Here is a 20,801-nt window from a genome sequence, read left to right as displayed (position 1 = left end):
CGCTCCTACAGATTGAGTTACGCCTGCTCGCTTTTCGATCATATCCCGACCGCGCCGCAACTTTTTAGCGCGCCGCACCGCCCACATGGCGCAACGCCATGTAAATCGGGCGTTACACCGCTAACCGTCGGTCACCTGTGCTTGTGGTGACACGATGTTTCTAAGGGCTATTCAGGCCGACCCTCAAGTGCTACCGAATTGCTCACCTCTCCTTTATCGGCGTGGCTTGGCGGGCCAAACGTCGCTAATCGAATGGTCGTGTCGCTACCGAATAGACGCATCACGACGTCGCAATCAGGGTTTATTGAATGCTCATTCAAGTTTAGGCATGGCATTTGCGTTGCAATGCCTAAGCTCTCTACGCAAATGAGAGCAAACAACAAGAGCCTCGTGTGGGGGCCATCAATCGCTTTCGTGAGGAGATACCGTGATGACTTCGTTCAACTCAGGGGCCCAACCCCAGAACCGTGCGCCGCAATCCATCGGCTTTTTGCTGCTGGACAATTTCACGCTCATTTCCCTCGCGTCGGCGGTCGAGCCACTGCGCATGGCCAACCAGCTCTCAGGTCGTGAGCTGTATCGCTGGACCACGTTAACTGCCGATGGCGGTCAGGTCTGGGCCAGCGACGGTCTGCAAATCACCCCTGATGCCTCCATGCACAAAGCGCCGGTGCTGGACACCGTCATCGTCTGCGGCGGCGTCGGCATCCAACGCACGGTGACTCGTGAACATGTGAGCTGGCTGCAAAGCCAGGCGCGTCAGTCTCGTCGTCTCGGTGCTGTGTGTACGGGTAGTTGGGCCTTGGCCTGCGCCGGTTTGCTCGACGGTTTTGATTGCAGCGTGCATTGGGAATGTCTGGCCGCGATGCAGGAAGCTTTCCCACGCGTAGCCATGAGCACGCGCCTGTTTACGCTGGACCGTAACCGTTTCACAAGCTCTGGTGGCACTGCGCCGCTGGACATGATGCTGCACTTGATCAGCCGCGATCATGGGCGTGAACTGTCCGCCGCGATCTCGGAAATGTTCGTCTACGAGCGCATTCGTAACGAGCAGGATCACCAGCGCGTGCCGCTCAAGCACATGCTAGGCACCAATCAGCCGAAGCTGCAGGAAATCGTCGCGCTGATGGAAGCCAATCTTGAAGAGCCAATCGATCTGGACGAACTGGCGGTGTATGTCGCCGTGTCCCGCCGTCAGCTGGAAAGACTGTTCCAGAAGTATCTGCACTGCTCGCCCTCGCGCTACTACCTCAAGCTGCGCCTGATTCGGGCGCGGCAGTTGCTCAAGCAGACGCCGATGTCGATCATCGAAGTGGCGTCGGTATGCGGCTTTGTCTCTACGCCGCACTTTTCCAAGTGCTACCGCGAATACTTCGGCATCCCGCCGCGTGACGAACGCGTGGGTTCCAATACGGCGCAACAAGTGGCGATGATGCCGATTCCGCAAGCGATGGTGCTGGCGCCGTTGTCAGGCCCGTTGTCAGCGTTGAGCCAGGCCCGCAACGAATCGACGTTCGCAAGCGTGCGGTTGTAGATCGTTACTTGTAGGAGCGCGGTTGCCCGCGATAGAAGCATGTCAGTCATCTGACTGGTGACTGACACACCGCAATCGCGGGCCTGCGCGTTCCTACAGCTCGCACCATGATCTACGCGCTACGGTTTTGCTTATACGCCGCCAGCGCAGGCAACAACTGTTGATCAATCGCCTGGCGCACGGCTGGCAGAATCGTTGCACTACCGGTCAGCATTTTCTCCACCAATTGTCGCAACGCGCGGGCGCGGTCGTCATTCAGGCCGCACACGGCCTGGGCGCAGGCTTGTTCTGCGGTGGCGCTGGACGACGTCTCGAACCCTATTGCTCTCAGTTGGCTGATCAAGTCTTCCTGGTCGATCAGGTCCGCATGCATCATGACGTTCGCTCCTTAATTGGCTTTGGCCTGATTCTGGTATCGCCCATCGGCGTCGGCAAGCGCTCTTGTCGCCAATGACTGGGATACCTATGAACACGTCGTTTTCGGTTAAGTAGCCTTGGGTTCCGCCCAGCCTATGAGCGGTCTGCCAAAGACCGTCCGTTTTGCTAAACTGCGCGGCCTTCCAGGAGCTGCCATGAATTACCGTCACGCCTTCCACGCCGGCAACCACGCCGATGTCTTCAAGCATATCGTCCTGACTCGCATCCTCGCCCTGATGTCGCGCAAAGAGCAGCCGTTCGCCTACCTCGACACGCATGCTGGCATTGGTTTGTACGACCTGCAGGGCGATCAGGCCACGCGCACCGGTGAATGGATCGAAGGGATCGGCCGTTTGTGGGATGCCACCGACTTGCCCGAGCTGGCGTCAGACTACATGGACGTCATCAAGCACATGAACCGCAAGACCGGTGAGCTGCGTTATTACCCTGGCTCCCCGGAGTTGGCACGCCGCTCTACCCGCGAACGAGACCGCGTGCTGCTCAACGAGAAACACCCGGAAGACGGCGCACTGCTCAAAGACAACATGAAATTCGACCGTCGCGTCGCTGTGCATCTGGGCGAAGGTTGGCACGTTCCCCGGGCCTTGCTGCCGGTGCATGAAAAGCGCGCGGTCATGTTGATCGACCCGCCGTTCGAACAGCTCGACGAGATGAAACGCTGCTCGGTCGCCCTCAAAGAAGCCGTCAGCCGCATGCGCCAGACCGTCGCCGCCATTTGGTACCCGGTCAAGGACCAGCGCGCGCTCAAGCGTTTCTATCAGGATCTGGCCGAAACCGGTGCGCCCAAATTGCTGCGCGTCGAATTGCTGGTACACCCGCTGGACACGCCGAACAGCCTCAACGGCTCAGGCCTGGCCATCGCCAACCCGCCCTGGGGGCTGGAAGCCGAACTGCGCCAGTTGCTGCCCTGGCTGGCGAAGACGCTGGGGCAGACCCAAGGCGACTGGAAGATGGATTGGTTGATTGCTGAATCCTGATTGATCCTTGCAAGGCCGGGTCGTGTAGGCGGTGTGTCAGGAAGGCCGCTTCGCAGCCTCGCGTTGCTCGTTAGCTCCTACCGGTTTTGTGAAAACACGCCGATGCTGTAGGAGCGCGGTTGCCCGCGATAGCAGTCCGACAGTGACAAGGATGTTGGATGACACAACGCCATCGCGGGCAAGCGCGCTCCTACAGTGGGATCATTAACCGGCCAGACTCGGCGGCATGCACACCCCGGTCCCGGCAATCCCGCAATACCCTTCAGGATTTTTCGCCAGATACTGCTGGTGATACGCCTCGGCGAAGTACACCGTGGGCGCTTGTTCGATCTCGGTGGTGATTTCCCCCATGCCAGCTTTGGTCAGTTCGGCCTGGAAGACTTGACCGCTGGCTTTGGCGGCTTCCAGTTGCGCGGGCGATGTGGCGTAAATCACCGAGCGGTACTGGGTGCCGATGTCGTTGCCCTGACGCATGCCTTGCGTCGGGTTGTGCAGTTCCCAAAACATGGCCAGCAGCTCTTCGTAGCTGACTTTCTCGGGTTCAAACACGACCAGCACCACTTCGCTGTGCCCCGTCAGACCTGAACAGACTTCTTCGTAGGTTGGGTTTGGCGTGAAACCGCCCGCGTATCCAACAACCGTGCTGACCACGCCTTCTTTCTGCCAGAAACGCCGCTCGGCACCCCAGAAACAACCCAATCCGAAGATCGCGAAATCAACGTTAGTGACGAACGGGCCCAGCAATGGATTGCCGTTGACGAAGTGGTGCTCAGGCAATTGCACATGGGCTTCACGTCCTGGCAATGCCTGTTCGGCGGTGGGCAATACGTTTTTGTTCACAAGAATTTCCGAGCGCAAGACCATGAGGTCAATCCTCTCTAGGTTCGGGACAACGGAGGGGTGTTGTCAGTTAGAAGGGGTATATGGGGTCAGAAGTGGCTGATGCAAATGTAAGTTGGTGAGTTTGAGGCTGGACGATACACATCAAACTCAGCTGTGCGGGCAAGCCTCGCTCCAACAAAGAATCCCAAGGTTTGTTGGCGGCGGGGAAGGGGTCAGGCGACGGGCCCGCGTGGGTAGCGACGCAATTTTTCGATCAGCTCTTCGCCCGGGATAGGCTTGTCGAACAGATAACCCTGGCCGACATCACAGCGGTGACGTCGCAGGAACGCCAGCTGCGCTGCGGTCTCTATGCCTTCGGCGACCACTGTGAGCTTGAGGTTGTGGGCCATCGCGATGACGGCCGAGGTGATTTCCATATCGTCCTGGTCATCCGGAATGTCCCGGATGAAACTGCGGTCGATCTTGATCACGTCGATGGGGAATTTTTTGAGATAACTGAACGATGAATAGCCTGTGCCGAAGTCGTCCATTGCCAGAGTCAGGCCCAGGGTTTTCAGCGATTCGAGCTGCAATCGCGTGTCTTCCGTGGCTTCGAGCAGCAAACCTTCGGTTAGCTCAAGCTCCAGCAGCGAGGCATCGAGCTCTTCTTCCTTGAGGATGTTGGCGATGGAGGCTACCAGCTCAGGATCGGAAAACTGCTTGGGCGAAACGTTGATCGCAACGTGCAGCTTACCGTAGCCCGCAGCGGTCAGTTGCTTGCTCATGCGGCACGACTGACGCGCAACCCATTTGCCAATCGGGATTATCAGGCCGGTTTCTTCGGCCACGCTGATGAACTGGTCAGGGCGAATCATGCCTTTTTCAGGGTGATTCCAGCGCAGCAGCGCCTCCATCCCCAGCAGGCGGCCGGTGCGCAGGCACAGCTTGGGCTGATAGAAGACTTCCAGTTCGTTCTGCGTCAACGCACGACGCAGGTTGTTCTCCACGAACAGCTTGTAACTGGCTTCGGCGTTGAGCGCTTCAGTGAACACCTGTACCTGATGCTTGCCGTTGGCCTTGGCTTTGTGCAGCGCCAGGCCTGCGTTTTTCATCAACGTCTGCGGGTCGCGACCGTGCAGCGGCGCGCAGGCCAGGCCCACGGAGCCCGTTACGCTGATCAACTGGTTGTCGACAAACATCGGCTTGTCCAGCGTCGTGAGAACCTGGCTGGCGATGCGTTGGCCCTCTTCGGGGCCTGTGTCATCGAGCAACACCGCGAACTCGTTACTGGCAAAGCGCGCCAGAATGCCACTTGGGCTCAGGCTATTGCGCAAACGCCGGGCCAGACTGATCAGCAGTTTGTCACCGGTCTGGTGGCCGAGGCTGTCGTTGATCCGCTTGAAGTTGTCGATGTCTACCAGCAGCAGGCTGATTGGCGTTTCAACGTCCCGGGCGAAGTGCTCATCAAGGGTGCGAATAAAGGCCGGTCGGTTGCCCAGGTTGGTCAGGTTGTCGGTGTACGCCAGTCGCTCAATACGCTGCTGGGACAGTTTGGCCTGGGTGATGTCTTCGTAAATGCCGATGTAATGGGTCAGTTCGCGGTCGTCACCAAAGACTTTCGAGATCGACAATTGGCCCCAATACGGTTCGAGATTCTTGCGACGGCTCTTGAATTCGCCTTGCCAGCTGTTGCCGCTGACCAAGCCGGAATTAGCATCGAGCAGCAGTGCATTGAGGTTTTCCAGCGCCGGCAGTTCGGACAGCTTATGGCCGTGAACTTCATCGGCGGAGTACTGGGTGATCTCGGTGAAGCTTGGATTGACGTACTCGACCACGCCGTTGCAGTTGACCAGCAAGAACGCATTTGCGCTTTGCTCCACGGCGCGCTGAAACAAATGCAGCGCATGGGTGGCCGTGCGACGGTTGTGGTTATTGATCGCCTGCGCGAACTGATCGGCCAATTCACCGGCAAAGGCGATTTCGTCGGACTGCCACTCGCGTGCAGTGCCGGTTTGCTCGAGGCACAGGACGCCAACGACCTGGCCGTCGATCCTTACGCTGGCGTCGAGAATGGCATTGATATCACGCGGGCGCAGACTTTCGGCAAGTTCGCGGGTGCGCGGATCATGTTCGACATCGCTGGCATCGATCGCACGGCTGGTGTGCAGTGCTTCGAGATAACTGGGGAACCGACTGATGTCGATGGGGCCAGGCTTGCGGTGCGCGTTGGCGCCACGGCGGTATTCGGCAATCGGCTCCAGAACCTGACCGTTCAGATTCCAGATGCTGGCACAGGATATGTCGTATATCTCGCAGGCGCTCTGGGTGATGAGTTCCGCCGCTTCCTGCAAAGAATTGCTTGAGCTGTAGCGGTGGCGAGCGAGACGTAAGATCAGGCTTTGCTGGGCGCGGACGCGTTCCAGGTGCTGGAGCTGCTCGTGCTGGGCGCGCTGATTCAGTTCAAGGGCGATCTGCAGCCGCGTGTTCTGAGTTTCCAGATCGGGACTCAGGGTTAGGTTGCTGTCTTCGAGAATGTCGTCGACGACCATCAAGTACCCGCGCAGAAGATGGCGATTGTGCTGTTTGTAACCCTCGCCCAGCTCCATTATTCCCAGCGCACCACGACTGGTATGCAGGGTATAGCGGATCAGATAATACGGAGCGCTGGCCAATTGCATCTGCACGGCGTCGTGCAGCTGATAGCGGGCCTCGGGCTCCATGAGGCTGGCATAGGGCGAAGCGACCAGAGCGCAAAGCTCGACTGCTGGCATGCCAAACTGTTTTTCACAATTGGGGTCCAGGTACAGCAGCGCCCAATTGGCTTCATTTAGCCGCTCGAAACGCAGCATGCCGAGCCGCGAAGGCACCGGCAATTGCGTTACTACCTCGGCCGCCGGTCTACCGGCAGCATCAGGCTGGCTTTTCATGAAGGACTCACTTCCAGAGTACTAGGCGCGCACGGGCAAAGAGCCCGTCGTTAAGTCGCGTGTGGCAAGGTTGCATCATGCAGCGCGGACTGACAAGTGAGCGCGATGGCTTAGTGCTATAAATCTGTCGGCAAATGAGGCAGTAACTGGAGGTTGTTGGTCGGATTTATTGGGAGTGTGCGCTAAGTGGTTGTTATCACATCAGTTGGCCCCCTGTTTGGATCCAAATTGACATTTTTTGCTGTAATTGATGCCGAGACAAAGTGCGGACAAAAAAAGCCCCGCCAGCAGCGGGGTTGAGGTACGAGCGTGGCAGCTCGAGAAAACAGGGCCAGCTTAAAGTGAAAGGGGACAGATCCATTTACGGTGAATCGTCGTAAACAAGATCAGTCCCCTTTTTAAAGCGGCTTACAGCAGGATCGTACGGATATCCGCCAGCAGATCGCTCAAACGCTTGGTAAAGCGGGCGGCAGCGGCGCCGTTGATCACGCGGTGATCGTAGGACAGCGACAGCGGCAGCATCAGTTTTGGCTGGAACGCTTTGCCATCCCAAACCGGCTGCATGGTCGCCTTGGAGACACCCAGGATTGCCACTTCCGGCGCGTTGACGATCGGCGTGAAGCCGGTGCCGCCAATGTGGCCGAGGCTGGAAATAGTGAAGCAAGCACCCTGCATCTCGTTGGCCGACAGCTTCTTGGTGCGTGCTTTCTCGGCCAGTACAGCGGCCTCGGCAGCGAGTTGCAGCAAGCTTTTCTTGTCGACGTCCTTGATCACAGGGACCAGCAGACCGTCCGGCGTGTCCACGGCGAAACCGATGTTCACGTACTTCTTGCGGATGATCGCTTTGCCGCTTGGCGCCAAGGATGCGTTGAAGTCCGGCAGTTCCTTGAGCAGGAAAGCGCAGGACTTGAGCAGCAGCGGCAGGATGGTCAGCTTCACGCCAGCCTTCTCGGCAACGGCTTTCTGCGCGACGCGGAAAGCTTCCAGGTCGGTGATGTCGGCCTGGTCGAATTGCGTGACGTGCGGAATGTTCAGCCAGCTGCGGTGCAGGCCGGTGGCGCCCAGTTGCATGAGGCGGGTCATCGGTACTTCTTCGATTTCACCGAAACGGCTGAAATCGACTTCCGGAATCGGCTGAATGCCCATGCCGCCAGTCGCGCCGTTAGCTGCTGGCGCTTCCTTGGCCTTGTTCATCATGGCTTTGACGTAAACCTGCACGTCTTCCTTGAGCACGCGGCCGTGTGGGCCGGTGGCAGCAACCGCGCTCAGCTCAACGCCGAACTCGCGAGCCAGCTGACGAACCGCCGGGCCTGCGTGAACCTTGGCGCCGTCTTTGGCCGGAGCGGCTGCAGGGGCTGGTGCCGCTTCAGCTTTAGCAGCTGGAGCCGACTCTGCTTTTGCAGCAGGCGCAGCAGGTGCGGCTGCAGGTGCATCCGCCTTGGTTGGCGCCGGAGCAGCAGCAGGCGCAGCGCCCGCCACTTTCAGCTTCAGGATCAGGTCGCCGGTGCCGACTTCGTCGTCCAGCTTGACGCTGACGCTTTCGACGACGCCTGCGGCTGGCGAAGGGATTTCCATGCTGGCTTTGTCGGACTCAAGGGTGATCAACGATTGATCAGCCTCGACGGTATCGCCGACTTTAACCAGCAGCTCGATGATCTTGGCTTTGCCTGACGAACCAATGTCCGGAACGTGGATGTCTTGGGAAGTCTCGGCAGCAGGTGCGGCGGGTGCAGCGGCTGGAGCAGGAGCAGCTTCAGCAGCAGGCTTCTCGGCAGCGGGCTTTTCAGCGGCGGCAGGTGCCGCAGCCGGAGCGGCTTCAGCAGCAGGCGCATCGCCCTCGACTTCCAGCTCAAACAGTTCGTCGCCTTCTTTCAGGCGGTCGCCCAGTTTGACCTTCATGCTTTTGATGACGCCAGCCTTGGGAGCAGGGATTTCCATGCTCGCCTTGTCGGATTCCAGCGTCAGGATGCTCTGGTCGGCTTCGATGCGATCGCCTTCCTTGACCATCAACTCAATGACTTCACCTTCACCGTTGCCGATGTCGGGTACGCGAATTAGCTCACTCACAATGTCTCTCCTTCGGAGAACCTGTTCTTTCTCGATTGCGCTGGCGTCAGTTGCGACGAAAACAACGTCGGATGCTCATTTACAGACGTAAATTCCGCATCCTCGGCTGTTTTCGCGCAATCCGTCAGCGCTCTAAACGATCTTGAAGCAGACTCTTAACAGTCCAGTGGGTTGCGTTTTTCAGGGTCGATACCGAACTTGACGATGGCCTCGGCCACCACTTTAGGTTCGATATCGCCGCGATCGGCCAAGGCTTCCAGCGCCGCCAGCACGACGAAGTGACGATCCACCTCGAAGAAGTGACGCAGCTTCTTACGGCTGTCACTGCGGCCGAAACCGTCAGTGCCCAGCACCTTGTATTCCTTGGTCGGAACCCACTGACGAATCTGGTCAGCGAACAGTTTCATGTAGTCGGTCGAAGCGATGACCGGACCTTTACGGCCGCCCAGGCACTCTTCAACGTAGCTCAATTGTGGCTTCTGGCCCGGCTTCATGCGGTTGCTGCGCTCGACGGCCAAGCCGTCGCGACGCAGTTCGTTGAAGCTGGTAACGCTCCAGACGTCAGCGCCGATGTTGAACTCTTCGCGCAGGATCTTGGCTGCTTCGCGGACTTCACGCAGGATGGTGCCCGAACCCAGGAGCTGCACGTGATGGGCGGCTTCCTTGGTGTCTTCTTCCAGCAGGTACATGCCCTTGATGATGCCTTCCTCGGAACCGGCCGGCATGGCTGGCTGGACGTAGGATTCGTTCATCACGGTCAGGTAGTAGAAAACGTCCTGCTGTTCTTCAAACATGCGGCGCATGCCGTCCTGAATGATCACAGCCAGTTCGTAACCGTAAGTCGGGTCGAACGTGCGGCAGTTCGGGATGGTCGAGGCCAGGATGTGGCTGTGACCGTCTTCGTGCTGCAGACCTTCGCCGTTGAGCGTGGTACGACCGGCGGTGCCACCGATCAGGAAGCCACGGGTGCGGCTGTCGCCTGCGGCCCAGGCCAGATCGCCAATGCGCTGGAAACCGAACATCGAGTAGAAGATGTAGAACGGAATCATCGGCTGGTTGTGGCTGCTGTACGAAGTACCGGCAGCGATGAAGGAGGACATGGCGCCTGCTTCGTTGATGCCTTCCTCGAGGATCTGACCTTTCTTGTCCTCGCGGTAGAACATCACTTGTTCTTTATCGACTGGCTCGTAGAGCTGGCCGACGGACGAGTAGATGCCCAGCTGGCGGAACATGCCTTCCATACCGAAGGTACGTGCTTCGTCCGGGATGATCGGAACGATGCGCTGACCGACTTCTTTATCCTTGACCAACTGCGCCAGGATGCGCACGAAAGCCATGGTGGTGGAAATTTCGCGATCACCGGAGCCGTCGAGGATGGCCTTGAGGGTTTCCAGTGGTGGGGTCGGCAGGCTGAAGCTCTGTGCGCGACGCTGAGGGACGAAGCCGCCCAATGCTGCGCGGCGCTCGGCCAGATAACGGGCTTCGGCGCTACCTTCTTCGGGTTTGAAGAACGGCAGGTTTTCGAGCTGGTCGTCTTTGACCGGAATGTCGAAGCGGTCGCGGAAGTGACGCAGGCTGTCGACATCGACTTTCTTGGTGTTGTGCGCGGTGTTTTTCGCTTCACCGGCGCCAGTGCCATAACCTTTGATGGTCTTGGCCAGAACCACGGTCGGCTGACCTTTGTGGTTAACCGCGTGGTGGTAGGCCGCGTACATTTTGTACGGGTCATGGCCGCCACGGTTGAGTTTCCAGATCTCGTCGTCGGACAGATCAGCAACCATCGCCTTGAGTTCTGGCGAGTTGAAGAAGTGTTCACGCACGAACGCGCCGTCTTTGGCTTTGTAGTTCTGGTACTCGCCGTCGATGACTTCGTCCATACGACGTTGCAGGATACCGTCGACGTCTTTGGCCAGCAGTGGGTCCCAGAAACGGCCCCAGATGACTTTGGTCACGTTCCATTGAGCGCCGCGGAATACGCCTTCGAGTTCCTGGATGATCTTGGCGTTGCCACGAACCGGACCGTCGAGACGTTGCAGGTTGCAGTTGACCACGAAGATCAGGTTGTCCAGCTTCTCGCGACCGGCCAGGGCGATGGCGCCCAGGGATTCCGGCTCGTCGGTCTCGCCGTCGCCCAGGAAGCACCAGACTTTCTGCTTGCCTTCCGGGATGTAGCCGCGATGTTCCAGGTACTTCATGAAGCGCGCCTGGTAGATCGCCTGGATTGGACCCAGACCCATCGAAACGGTCGGGAACTGCCAGAAGTCTTTCATCAGCCACGGGTGTGGATAAGAGGACAGGCCTTTGCCGTCGACTTCCTGACGGAAGTTGTTCATTTGCTCTTCGGTGATGCGGCCTTCCATGAACGCACGGGCATAAACGCCTGGCGATGCGTGACCCTGGAAGTAGATCAGGTCGCCGCCGTGTTCTTCGGTCGGGGCCTGGAAGAAGTAGTTGAAGCCGATGTCGTACAAAGTCGCACTGGAAGCGAAGCTGGAGATGTGACCGCCCAGATCCGGATCGCCGATGTTGGTTTTGACAACCATTGCCAAGGCGTTCCAACGCACCAACGAGCGAATGCGGCGTTCCATGAACAGGTCGCCAGGCATGCGTGCTTCGTGGGTGACGGGGATGGTGTTGCGGTAAGGCGTGGTGATGGCGTAAGGCAGTTGCGAACCACTTCTTGTGGCCAGCTCACCCATACGGGTCATCAGGTAGTGAGCACGGTCTTCGCCTTCTTTGTCGAGAACCGATTCCAGGGCGTCCAGCCATTCCTGGGTTTCGACGGGATCGAGGTCTTGCATGGCTTGCTCCAGGGCGGAAAGGCTTCCAGAATCGGTTGCCTGAGTTTGTTGCGACTGGCCTTGTGGGCAGACGACGTAAATTCTTGGATGACCGGTGTTGTACCCGGTCGTGTAGTTTTACTACAAATCGTGAGCCATTTCAGCTTTTCAACTTGTATATACAGTAGTAAAACTACAGTTTTGCGAGCTTTTAGCTCATGTCGGGTTGTGAGATAAAACGTTAAATTTGGTTAGGAATTAAACGGATCACCCATATATGCCAGGCTGGCTGCCAACAAATATAGATCGCCAGCAATTTTTTACCTTTGTTCGACAGTTCTTGCCGCTGCGAGTCTCAAGCTTTCACGGCGGGTAGTCTTTTGAACGCCGATCAGGATAGACCATGAGCCTACCGTTGCTGGCTGAACTGCCGGCCATCCTTCTGCCGTTGGTCACTCGCGCACAACAATCGTTTCGCGCATCCCTTTCTTCGCTGCCGAACGGCCAAGAGGCCACTTTCGATGCCTGGCCTGCTGCGCGTTTAAGCGCTTTTGATCGGGTGTGCGCCGCCAGCGACTTTGTCGCCCTGCAGGTAGCCCGTGATCCTCAAATGCTTTTGGAGCTTGCCGAAAGCGGCGAGCTGGAGCGTAGTTTCAAGGCGGGAGAGCTGCGCGAGCAGATTGCTGTGGCGGTGTCCGCTGCGACCAGTGAAGACGAACTGGGGCGTAATCTACGTCGTCAACGTACGCGCCAGCAAGTGCGAATTGTCTGGCGCGACCTGAGCCGCCAAGCCGATCTGGTGGAAACCTGTCGTGACCTTTCCGACATGGCAGATGGCTGTATTGACCTGGCTTACCAGTGGTTATATGAGCGTCATTGCCAGCAATTCGGTACACCGATTGGCCGTCGCAGCGGCGAACCGCAGCAAATGGTCATTCTCGGTATGGGCAAGCTGGGGGCAGTAGAGCTCAATCTTTCATCTGACATCGACCTGATCTTCGCCTACCCCGAAGGCGGCGAAACCCAAGGGGTGAAACGTGCGCTGGATAATCAGGAATTCTTCATCCGGCTGGGCCAGCGCCTGATCAAAGCACTGGATCCTGTGACCGTAGACGGCTTCGTCTTTCGCGTCGACATGCGCCTGCGGCCCTACGGTTCATCCGGGGCGTTGGTGCTCAGCTTCAATGCGCTGGAGCAGTATTACCAGGATCAGGGCCGCGACTGGGAGCGCTACGCCATGATTAAGGCGCGTGTAGTCGGCGGTGATCAGCGTCAGGGCGAGGAGCTGCTGGAAATGTTGCGTCCGTTCGTTTATCGCCGATATCTGGACTTCTCGGCCATCGAAGCGTTGCGCACGATGAAGCAGTTGATCCAGCAGGAGGTCCGGCGCAAGGGCATGGCCGAGAATATCAAATTGGGCTCCGGCGGGATTCGGGAGGTGGAATTCATTGCCCAGGCGTTTCAGCTGATTCATGGTGGTCGCGATCTCAGCTTGCAGCAACGGCCATTGCTCAAAGTCCTCGGCACGCTGGAAGGGCAGGGTTATCTTCCGGCAGCGGTGACCGATGAACTGCGCGAAGGCTATGAGTTTCTGCGCTACACCGAACACGCCATCCAGGCCATTGCCGACCGTCAGACGCAAATGTTGCCCGATGGCGATCAGGATCAAGCGCGCATCGCATTCATGATGGGTTTCCCGGACTGGGCCAGCTTTCATGAAAAGCTAATGTACTGGCGCGGGCGGGTGGACTGGCATTTCCGTCAGGTCATCGCTGACCCGGATGAAGAGCCGGGTCAGGAAGAAAGCGATGTGCCTGTGGGCGGTGAGTGGTTGCCCTTGTGGGAAGAGTCCCAAAATGAAGAAAGCGCCTGCCGCCAGTTACTGGAGGGTGGATTTGCCGATGCCGGCAAAGCGCTGAAGCATCTGGCTGATCTGCGTAACAGTTCCCAGCTGCGCTCCATGCAACGTCTTGGACGCGAGCGGCTCGATGCTTTCATTCCGCGTCTGCTGGCCCAGGCGGTGGAGCACGAAAATCCAGATCTGGTGCTGGAACGCGTGCTGCCGTTGGTGGAAGCGGTCGCCCGGCGTTCGGCTTATCTGGTCTTGCTCACGGAGAATCCTGATGCGCTGCGGCGGCTGCTGACGTTGTGTGCGGCCAGCCCCTGGATCGCTGAGCAGATTGCGAAATTCCCGCTGTTGCTCGACGAACTGCTCAATGAAGGCCGTCTGTTCAGTCCGCCTCAAGCGCCAGAGCTGGCGGCAGAGTTGCGTCAGCGGCTCACGCGTATTCCCGAGGACGATCTTGAGCAGCAAATGGAAGCGCTGCGGCATTTCAAACTGGCCCATCGGCTGCGTGTCGCGGCCTCGGAAATCACCGGCAGCCTGCCGTTAATGAAGGTCAGCGATTACCTGACCTGGCTGGCCGAGGCGATTCTTGAACAGGTATTGACGCTGGCCTGGCGCCACACCGTCGCGCGGCATGGCGCACCGCGGCGCCCGGATGGCACGTTGTGCGATCCCGGATTTGTCATCGTCGGTTATGGGAAAGTGGGCGGCATCGAGTTGGGGCATGGGTCGGATCTTGACTTGGTTTTCATCCACGACGGCGATCCGCAGGCGGAAACTGATGGACCGAAGCCCATCGATGGCGCGCAGTTTTTTACACGTCTGGGTCAGCGCATCATTCATCTGCTGACCACTCAAACCAATTCCGGCCAACTGTACGAAGTCGATATGCGTCTGCGTCCGTCCGGTGCGTCGGGCTTGCTCGTCAGTTCGTTGGGCGCGTTTTCCCGGTACCAGGAGAACGAAGCCTGGACCTGGGAGCATCAGGCGCTGGTGCGAGCGCGGGTGCTGGTGGGCAGTCGCGATGTGGGGGCCGGTTTCGAGGGCGTGCGCGCATCGGTGCTGGCCAAAGACCGCGATCTGGTGGTGTTGCGCCAAGAGGTCAGCGAGATGCGCGCCAAGATGCGCGACAACCTCGGGACCCGGATCACTACCGCCGGAAAAGGCGCCAACGCCTTCGAAGCCACTGCGCCCTTTGACCTCAAGCAGGACGCCGGAGGTATCGTCGATATTGAATTTATGGTGCAATACGCGACCTTGGCGTGGTCCAGGAAGCATTCTGAATTGCTGCGTTACACCGATAACATCCGGATTCTTGAAGGCCTGGAGCTGGTCGGATTGATTCCTGCCGCTGATGCCAGTTTGCTGCGTGAGGTCTACAAGGCTTACCGCTCAGCAGCTCACCGTCAGGCCCTGCAGAAGGATCCCGGCGTGGTTCGCGGTGATCAGTTTCAGGTTGAACGGCGCGAAGTGATGCGGATTTGGGGTGAGTTGGGGTTGAGTTGATCTGCCGCAAGAATGACGGCGCCCACTATGGCCTCTTCGCGGACAGGTCTGCTCCCACGGTCTTGCATCGTACCCGTGGGAGCGGACCTGTCCGCGAATGCATCCGGTGAAGATCATGGATTTGGTCGCGGTAGCCGCTCTTATATAAAGCTATGACAGGGAGGCGTCAGGTTGTGTGCAAGCTTCACGCAGCCTGATAAGCCTCCCTGCTAGTTTCTGGTCGTTTTTGGATTGAGCATGAGAATTCTGATCGTTGGGCCCAGCTGGGTCGGTGACATGGTGATGGCGCAAACGCTGTTCCAGTGCCTGAAACAGCGCCACCCGCAATGCGAAATCGATGTACTGGCGCCCGAGTGGAGCCGACCGATCCTTGAGCGCATGCCCGAGGTGCGCAAGGCGTTGAGCTTCCCGCTCGGCCACGGCGCACTTGAACTGGCAACCCGCAGGCGTATCGGCAAATCCCTCAAGGGCCAGTATGACCAGGCCATTTTGCTGCCCAACTCCTTGAAGTCGGCGCTGGTGCCATTCTTTGCCAGCATTCCCAAGCGTACCGGCTGGCGTGGCGAATTTCGCTACGGCCTGCTCAATGACGTGCGCACCCTCGACAAACAACGCTACCCGTTGATGATCGAGCGCTTCATGGCGCTGGCCTTCGATAAATATGTCGAGCTACCGCGCCCCTATCCAAAACCCAGCCTGCAAATCGAAACCGCCAGCCGTGATGCTGCGTTGGCCAAGTTCGGTCTGGCGCTGGATCGCCCGGTGCTGGCGCTGTGCCCTGGTGCGGAGTTCGGCGAATCCAAGCGCTGGCCTGCCGAACACTACGCCAAAGTCGCGGAGACCAAGATTCGCGAAGGCTGGCAGGTGTGGTTGTTTGGCTCCAAAAACGATCATCCAGTGGGCGAAAGCATTCGTGAGCGATTGATCCCCGGACTGCGTGAAGAGTCGGTCAACCTCAGTGGCGAAACCTCGCTGGCTGAGGCGATTGATCTTCTGTCCTGCGCAGATTCGGTGGTCTCCAACGATTCCGGCCTGATGCACGTTGCCGCCGCTTTGAATCGCCCGCTGGTGGCGGTTTACGGTTCGACTTCGCCGGGCTTCACACCGCCGCTGGCTGACCACGTGGAGATTGTCCGGCTGGGCATCGAGTGCAGCCCGTGTTTCGAGCGCACGTGTCGTTTCGGCCATTACAACTGCTTGCGCCTGCTTGAGCCCGCCCCGGTGGTCGAGGCGTTGAGCCGTCTGGGCAGCACCCCGGTCGAGGTCGCCTGACTTGCGGGTATTGCTGATCAAAACTTCGTCCCTTGGCGACGTGATTCATACCTTGCCAGCGTTGACCGACGCCGCGCGGGCGTTGCCCGGCATCCAGTTCGACTGGGTGGTGGAAGAGGGCTTCGCCGAGATTCCAACCTGGCATCCAGCGGTCTCGAAGGTGATCCCGGTGGCGATTCGCCGCTGGCGCAAAAACCTTTGGCAAACCTTCAAGAGTGGCGAGTGGCGCGGCTTCAAACAGCGTTTGCGTGACACGCCTTACGATCTGGTCATCGACGCTCAGGGGCTGCTGAAAAGCGCCTGGCTCACCCGTTACGTGAAAGCGCCGATTATCGGGCTGGACAAGGACTCTGCCCGTGAGCCGTTGGCCGCCCGCTTCTATGATCGGTCCTATCCTGTGGCGCGTGGGCAACATGCGGTCGAGCGCCTTCGCCAATTGTTCGCACAAGCGCTGGGCTATGAAGTCCCGGCGGGGCTAGGCGATTACGGCCTGGACCGCAGCCGCTTGCTCGACGCTACAAGCGGCGCGCCGTTCGTGCTGTTTCTGCACGGCACGACATGGGCGACCAAGCACTGGCCCGAGCTGTACTGGCGCCAATTGGCCGAGCGCATGATCGGGCAGGGGCTACAGGTTCAACTCCCTTGGGGCAATCCGGCGGAAAAAGCCCGCGCCGAACGCATCGCTCAAGGGCTGGAAAACGCCATCGTGCTGCCCAAACTGAATCTGGCAGGCGTCGCCAAAGTGCTGGCCAGCGCCCAAGCGTGCGTTGCCGTCGATACCGGCCTTGGGCATCTGGCGGCAGCGCTGGATGTGCCGACAGTGTCGCTTTTCGGCCCGACCAATCCGGGTCTGACCGGCGCCTATGGCAAATCGCAAGTTCACCTGGCGGGCGACTATCCGGCCTGCGCGCCGTGCCTGCAGAAAAAATGCACCTATCGACCGACGCCTGAAGATCAGCGTCAATTCGATCTCGAACGCGAGTGGCCCCTGTGCTTCACTCGCCTGAATCCCGAGCGGGTGGCGGGCCAACTGGTCACGCTTGCGCTGGCAAAGGAACACGACTGATGCAACTGGCCTTTGTGCTGTACAAATATTTCCCGTTCGGCGGCTTGCAGCGCGACTTCATGCGCATTGCGCTCGAATGTCAGCAGCGCGGCCACACTATTCGCGTCTACACCCTGATCTGGGAAGGCGACGTGCCACCCGGTTTTGAGGTGCTGGTGGCCCCGGTCAAGGCGATCTTCAATCATCGTCGCAACGAGAAACTCACGGACTGGATGAATGCGGACCTTGCCAAGCGTCCGGTGGATCGGCTGATCGGTTTCAATAAGATGCCCGGCCTCGACGTCTATTACGCTGCCGATGGCTGCTATGAGGATAAGGCGCAGAACCTGCGTCACTCGCTATATAAGCACTGGGGCCGCTACCGCCACTTCGCCGAATACGAGCGTGCGGTGTTCGCCAAGGACGCGAAAACCGAGGTGCTGATGATCTCCGAAGTGCAGCAGCCGCTGTTCATCAAGCACTACCACACGCCACTTGAGCGCTTTCATCTGCTGCCGCCGGGGATCTCCCAAGACCGTCGCGCGCCGGACAACGCCGCCGAGATTCGTGCCGAATTCCGCCGCGAGTTCAAGCTTGCGGACGACGATCTGTTGCTGGTGCAGATCGGCTCGGGCTTCAAGACCAAAGGCGTGGACCGCAGCCTCAAGGCGCTGGCCGCTTTGCCTCCTGACGTGAAAAAACGCACCCGACTGTTTGTAATCGGCCAGGACGACCCCAAAGTATTCCAGCTGCAAAGCAGTGCGCTGGGCTTGGGCGATCACGTCACGTTCATGAAGGGCCGCAGCGATATCCCGCGTTTTCTGCTGGGCGCTGACCTGTTGATCCACCCGGCGTACAACGAAAACACCGGTACTGTCTTGCTCGAAGCGCTGGTGGCAGGGCTGCCGGTGTTGGTCAGCGCGGTGTGCGGTTACGCCCATTACATCGCCGAGGCCGACAGCGGTCTGGTGCTGGACGAGCCTTTCGAACAGGCTCAGCTCAACGAATACCTGACTCGCATGCTCAAGGACGATGCTGCACGCAGCATTTGGGGCCGAAACGGGTTGGCGTTTGCCGACACGGCCGATCTTTACAGCATGCCGCAGCACGCTGCGGATGTGATTCTGGCGGAGCACCACGGATGAAATTGATCCTCGCTGAACCGTTCAAAACCCTCTGGGCTGGCCGCGATGCGTTCGAGGCCGTCGAGGCGCTGGACGGTCAGGTCTATCGCGAACTCGAAGGCCGGCGCACCCTGCGCACGGAAGTCGACGGACGCGGTTATTTCGTCAAGATCCATCGCGGCATCGGTTGGGGAGAGGTGGCAAAAAACCTGCTCACCGCCAAACTACCGGTGCTTGGAGCCGGGCAAGAATGGGAGGCGATCAACCGTCTGCATGAGGTTGGCGTCGCCACCATGACCGCCGTGGCCTATGGCGAGCGGGGCAGCAACCCCGCCGCCCAGCACTCCTTCATCATCACCGAAGAGCTGGCACCGACCGAAAGCCTGGAAGACGTCAGCATCAACTGGCGCACTGAACCGCCTGAGCCACGCCTAAAGCGCGCCTTCATTGCCGAAGTAGCGAAGATGGTCGGGACCATGCACCGCGCAGGCGTCAATCATCGCGATTGCTACATCTGCCACTTCCTGCTGCACACCGACACGCCTGTAACGCCCGACGATTTCAGGCTCTCGGTGATTGACCTGCATCGCGCCCAGGTGCGTCCGGCCATTACTCAGCGCTGGCGCAACAAGGATCTGGCCGCGCTGTACTTTTCCGCGCTGGACATCGGCCTGACACAGCGCGACAAGTTGCGTTTCCTCCAGGACTATTTCCACCAACCGCTGCGTCAGATCATTGCACAGGAGTCCGCGTTGCTCAGTTGGCTGGATGCACGTGCCGAGAAGTTGTATCAGCGCAAAGTGCGCTACGGGGATGCGCTCTGATGCCGGGTTGGAAGCTTGAACCGGCTTATGCTTCGCTGGCTGACGACTTCGGCACTCTGGAGGCGGTTTTCAAACTTGAAGGCGAGCAACTGACGCGCGACCCGTTGTCCGAAGTGATTCGCGTGCAGCGCGACGGTGTGAACTACTACGTCAAACGCTACGTGGGCGCCGGTAAAGGCCTGCGTCGCTATCTGGGTCGGCCCCGCGTGAAGTCCGAATGGCAAAACCTCAAGCGCTTCGCCAAATGGGGTATTCCCACTGCCGAAGTGGTCGCCTGGGGCCTGGAACGCAATGGCGCTGCCTACGACCGTGGCGCGCTGATCACCCGCGAGCTGCCGCGCACCGAAGATTTGTCGGCGTTGGCACTGACTCACGACGCGCGTTTGACCGACCGTTCCTGGGTCGACAACGTCAGCCGTCAAGTCGCGCGCTACACCCGCACGATGCACGATCACCACTTCACCCATAACGATTTGAAGTGGCGCAACCTGTTGGTCGACGATCAAGCGAAGTTGTTCTTCATCGACTGCCCCAATGGTGCGTTCTGGGTCAGTTTCATGCTGCGTTATCGGATCACCAAGGATCTGGCGTGCCTGGATAAGGTCGCCAAATATCACCTGTCCGCGACCCAGCGACTGCGGTTTTACCTGCAATACCGCGGGCGCGAACGCTTGAATGATTCAGATAAAAAACGCATCCGTCACATCGTCAGCTTTTTCGAGGGGCGCGAATGAGTGTCTTCATCGCAGACGCCGACCGGGCTTTGCTTGAGCGCCACGGTCTGGCTGATTTCGATTCGTTGTGGGAGGTCGAGCTTGATGCTGTCGACGAGCCCAACACCGGCCGGGGCGGCTGGAGCAGCGTGTTTCGTCTGGAGCTTGAAGGCTCGGGCTATTACCTCAAGCGCCAAAGCAATTACTTGACCCGCACCTTGCACCATCCGCTGGGCGAGCCCTCGTTCTCGCGGGAGTTTCGCAATATCAGTCTGTATCAGAAGCTCGGCATTCCGGCGCTGCACGCGGTGTTTTACGGGGACAAAAAGGTCGATGGCGAACGCCGGGCGATCCTGATGACCCGTGCGCTGGACGGCTGGACCGATCTGGACACGCTGTTGCAGGGATGGGCCGAGCTGTCGGCAAAGCAGCGTCTGGCGATTCTGCAGGCTTGCGGCGAATTGGCCCGCACGCTTCACCAGGCCGGGCAGGTGCATGGCTGCTTCTATCCCAAGCATATTTTCCTGCGTGCGCGGGCTGATGTGTATCTGGCGCAGCTGATCGACCTGGAAAAGACCCGCAAATCGCTGTTCGGTCAGCGTGATCGGGTCAAGGATCTGGAGCCATTGCTGCGTCGGGCGCCGGTCTGGAATGAGGCTGAAATCCGCGAAATGCTCGGTGCCTATCTGCAAGCCGACAGCAATGGCCCGCAGGTCGATGCCTGGTGGCAGCGTTTGGCCCAGCGCGGCAGTCATAAGCGCGACGGTCGATAATCGTTTTTGCAAACACGAGCCCGTGGGAGGGAGCTTGCTCGCGAAGAGGCCATTACATCCGACAAATATCTGTCTGCTGTTCCGGCTTGATCGCGAGCAAGCTCCCTCCCACAAATAACTCATTGCGGGTTGGGTCAACGGTCTAATTCAAGA

At 59.0% G+C, this 20,801-nt stretch carries 14 protein-coding genes; 9 read left to right on the top strand and 5 right to left on the bottom strand.

Annotated elements, in window-relative coordinates:
- Positions 1-430 precede the first annotated feature (430 nt).
- Positions 431-1,534, top strand: a complete 1,104-nt coding sequence (gene gbdR, locus ACWKV9_RS03810) for a choline metabolism transcriptional regulator GbdR (protein ID WP_483834768.1) — start codon at positions 431-433, stop codon at positions 1,532-1,534.
- 112 nt (positions 1,535-1,646) lie between these two features.
- Here gbdR and ACWKV9_RS03805 read toward each other — a convergent pair whose 3' ends face one another.
- The gene (locus ACWKV9_RS03805) at positions 1,647-1,910 is read right to left on the bottom strand and encodes a hypothetical protein (protein WP_483834767.1); all 264 of its coding nucleotides are present in this window, start codon (positions 1,908-1,910) and stop codon (positions 1,647-1,649) included.
- A gap of 196 nt (positions 1,911-2,106) precedes the next feature.
- On the opposite strand from ACWKV9_RS03805, the gene ACWKV9_RS03800 reads away from it, so the two are divergent.
- Entirely contained in the window at positions 2,107-2,949 is an 843-nt protein-coding gene (locus ACWKV9_RS03800; RefSeq protein ID WP_483834766.1) for a 23S rRNA (adenine(2030)-N(6))-methyltransferase RlmJ, read from the top strand.
- Between the two features lie 204 nt (positions 2,950-3,153).
- On the opposite strand, the gene msrA is transcribed toward ACWKV9_RS03800, so the two are convergent.
- The 4 genes from msrA to aceE all read right to left on the bottom strand — a co-directional run bounded on the left by msrA (position 3,154) and on the right by aceE (position 11,566).
- Entirely contained in the window at positions 3,154-3,813 is a 660-nt protein-coding gene (msrA, locus tag ACWKV9_RS03795; protein WP_483834765.1) for a peptide-methionine (S)-S-oxide reductase MsrA, read from the bottom strand.
- A gap of 191 nt (positions 3,814-4,004) precedes the next feature.
- Positions 4,005-6,698, bottom strand: a complete 2,694-nt coding sequence (locus tag ACWKV9_RS03790) for a putative bifunctional diguanylate cyclase/phosphodiesterase (protein ID WP_483834764.1) — start codon at positions 6,696-6,698, stop codon at positions 4,005-4,007.
- A 408-nt stretch (positions 6,699-7,106) separates the two neighbouring features.
- On the bottom strand, positions 7,107-8,765 hold the full coding sequence (gene aceF, locus ACWKV9_RS03785; RefSeq protein ID WP_483834763.1) for a dihydrolipoyllysine-residue acetyltransferase: 1,659 nt from the start codon (positions 8,763-8,765) through the stop codon (positions 7,107-7,109).
- 155 nt (positions 8,766-8,920) lie between these two features.
- The gene (gene aceE / locus ACWKV9_RS03780) at positions 8,921-11,566 is read right to left on the bottom strand and encodes a pyruvate dehydrogenase (acetyl-transferring), homodimeric type (protein ID WP_483834762.1); all 2,646 of its coding nucleotides are present in this window, start codon (positions 11,564-11,566) and stop codon (positions 8,921-8,923) included.
- A 382-nt stretch (positions 11,567-11,948) separates the two neighbouring features.
- On the opposite strand from aceE, the gene glnE reads away from it, so the two are divergent.
- The 7 genes from glnE to ACWKV9_RS03745 all read left to right on the top strand — a co-directional run bounded on the left by glnE (position 11,949) and on the right by ACWKV9_RS03745 (position 20,648).
- Positions 11,949-14,897 (top strand): bifunctional [glutamate--ammonia ligase]-adenylyl-L-tyrosine phosphorylase/[glutamate--ammonia-ligase] adenylyltransferase, encoded by a 2,949-nt coding sequence (glnE, locus tag ACWKV9_RS03775; protein WP_483834761.1) that lies wholly within the window; start codon positions 11,949-11,951, stop codon positions 14,895-14,897.
- Positions 14,898-15,134: 237 nt separating this feature from the next.
- The gene (waaF, locus tag ACWKV9_RS03770; protein WP_483834760.1) at positions 15,135-16,169 is read left to right on the top strand and encodes a lipopolysaccharide heptosyltransferase II; all 1,035 of its coding nucleotides are present in this window, start codon (positions 15,135-15,137) and stop codon (positions 16,167-16,169) included.
- A gap of 1 nt (position 16,170) precedes the next feature.
- Positions 16,171-17,235 (top strand): lipopolysaccharide heptosyltransferase I, encoded by a 1,065-nt coding sequence (gene waaC, locus ACWKV9_RS03765; RefSeq protein WP_483834759.1) that lies wholly within the window; start codon positions 16,171-16,173, stop codon positions 17,233-17,235.
- A complete protein-coding gene (locus ACWKV9_RS03760) occupies positions 17,235-18,359 on the top strand; it encodes a glycosyltransferase family 4 protein (protein WP_483834758.1) in 1,125 nt (374 codons plus the stop codon). Before waaC ends, ACWKV9_RS03760 begins: the two co-directional genes overlap by 1 nt.
- Positions 18,356-19,162: a lipopolysaccharide core heptose(I) kinase RfaP gene (gene rfaP, locus ACWKV9_RS03755; RefSeq protein WP_483834757.1), complete on the top strand. Its 807-nt coding sequence runs from the start codon at positions 18,356-18,358 to the stop codon at positions 19,160-19,162. The genes ACWKV9_RS03760 and rfaP overlap by 4 nt, the downstream gene beginning before the upstream one ends.
- Complete coding sequence (locus tag ACWKV9_RS03750; protein ID WP_483834756.1) at positions 19,162-19,896, top strand: lipopolysaccharide kinase InaA family protein; 735 nt, start codon at positions 19,162-19,164, stop codon at positions 19,894-19,896. The genes rfaP and ACWKV9_RS03750 overlap by 1 nt, the downstream gene beginning before the upstream one ends.
- On the top strand, positions 19,893-20,648 hold the full coding sequence (locus ACWKV9_RS03745) for a lipopolysaccharide kinase InaA family protein (protein WP_483834755.1): 756 nt from the start codon (positions 19,893-19,895) through the stop codon (positions 20,646-20,648). The genes ACWKV9_RS03750 and ACWKV9_RS03745 overlap by 4 nt, the downstream gene beginning before the upstream one ends.
- Positions 20,649-20,801 lie beyond the last annotated feature (153 nt).

Source organism: Pseudomonas corni (assembly GCF_057128765.1).
Note: the sequence above shows the minus strand (reverse complement) of the source record. Positions and strands in the feature narration are given on the sequence as shown.

What these genes read in the sequence shown, in the direction of transcription:
- ACWKV9_RS03745 (WP_483834755.1), top strand. Translation starts at nt 19,893, where the DNA reads ATGAGTGTCTTCATCGCAGACGCCGACCGGGCTTTGCTTGAGCGCCAC.
- ACWKV9_RS03800 (WP_483834766.1), top strand. Translation starts at nt 2,107, where the DNA reads ATGAATTACCGTCACGCCTTCCACGCCGGCAACCACGCCGATGTCTTC.
- glnE (WP_483834761.1), top strand. Translation starts at nt 11,949, where the DNA reads ATGAGCCTACCGTTGCTGGCTGAACTGCCGGCCATCCTTCTGCCGTTG.
- waaF (WP_483834760.1), top strand. Translation starts at nt 15,135, where the DNA reads ATGAGAATTCTGATCGTTGGGCCCAGCTGGGTCGGTGACATGGTGATG.
- rfaP (WP_483834757.1), top strand. Translation starts at nt 18,356, where the DNA reads ATGAAATTGATCCTCGCTGAACCGTTCAAAACCCTCTGGGCTGGCCGC.
- ACWKV9_RS03750 (WP_483834756.1), top strand. Translation starts at nt 19,162, where the DNA reads ATGCCGGGTTGGAAGCTTGAACCGGCTTATGCTTCGCTGGCTGACGAC.
- aceE (WP_483834762.1), bottom strand. Translation starts at nt 11,566, where the DNA reads ATGCAAGACCTCGATCCCGTCGAAACCCAGGAATGGCTGGACGCCCTG.
- gbdR (WP_483834768.1), top strand. Translation starts at nt 431, where the DNA reads ATGACTTCGTTCAACTCAGGGGCCCAACCCCAGAACCGTGCGCCGCAA.
- ACWKV9_RS03805 (WP_483834767.1), bottom strand. Translation starts at nt 1,910, where the DNA reads ATGATGCATGCGGACCTGATCGACCAGGAAGACTTGATCAGCCAACTG.
- ACWKV9_RS03790 (WP_483834764.1), bottom strand. Translation starts at nt 6,698, where the DNA reads ATGAAAAGCCAGCCTGATGCTGCCGGTAGACCGGCGGCCGAGGTAGTA.
- msrA (WP_483834765.1), bottom strand. Translation starts at nt 3,813, where the DNA reads ATGGTCTTGCGCTCGGAAATTCTTGTGAACAAAAACGTATTGCCCACC.
- ACWKV9_RS03760 (WP_483834758.1), top strand. Translation starts at nt 17,235, where the DNA reads ATGCAACTGGCCTTTGTGCTGTACAAATATTTCCCGTTCGGCGGCTTG.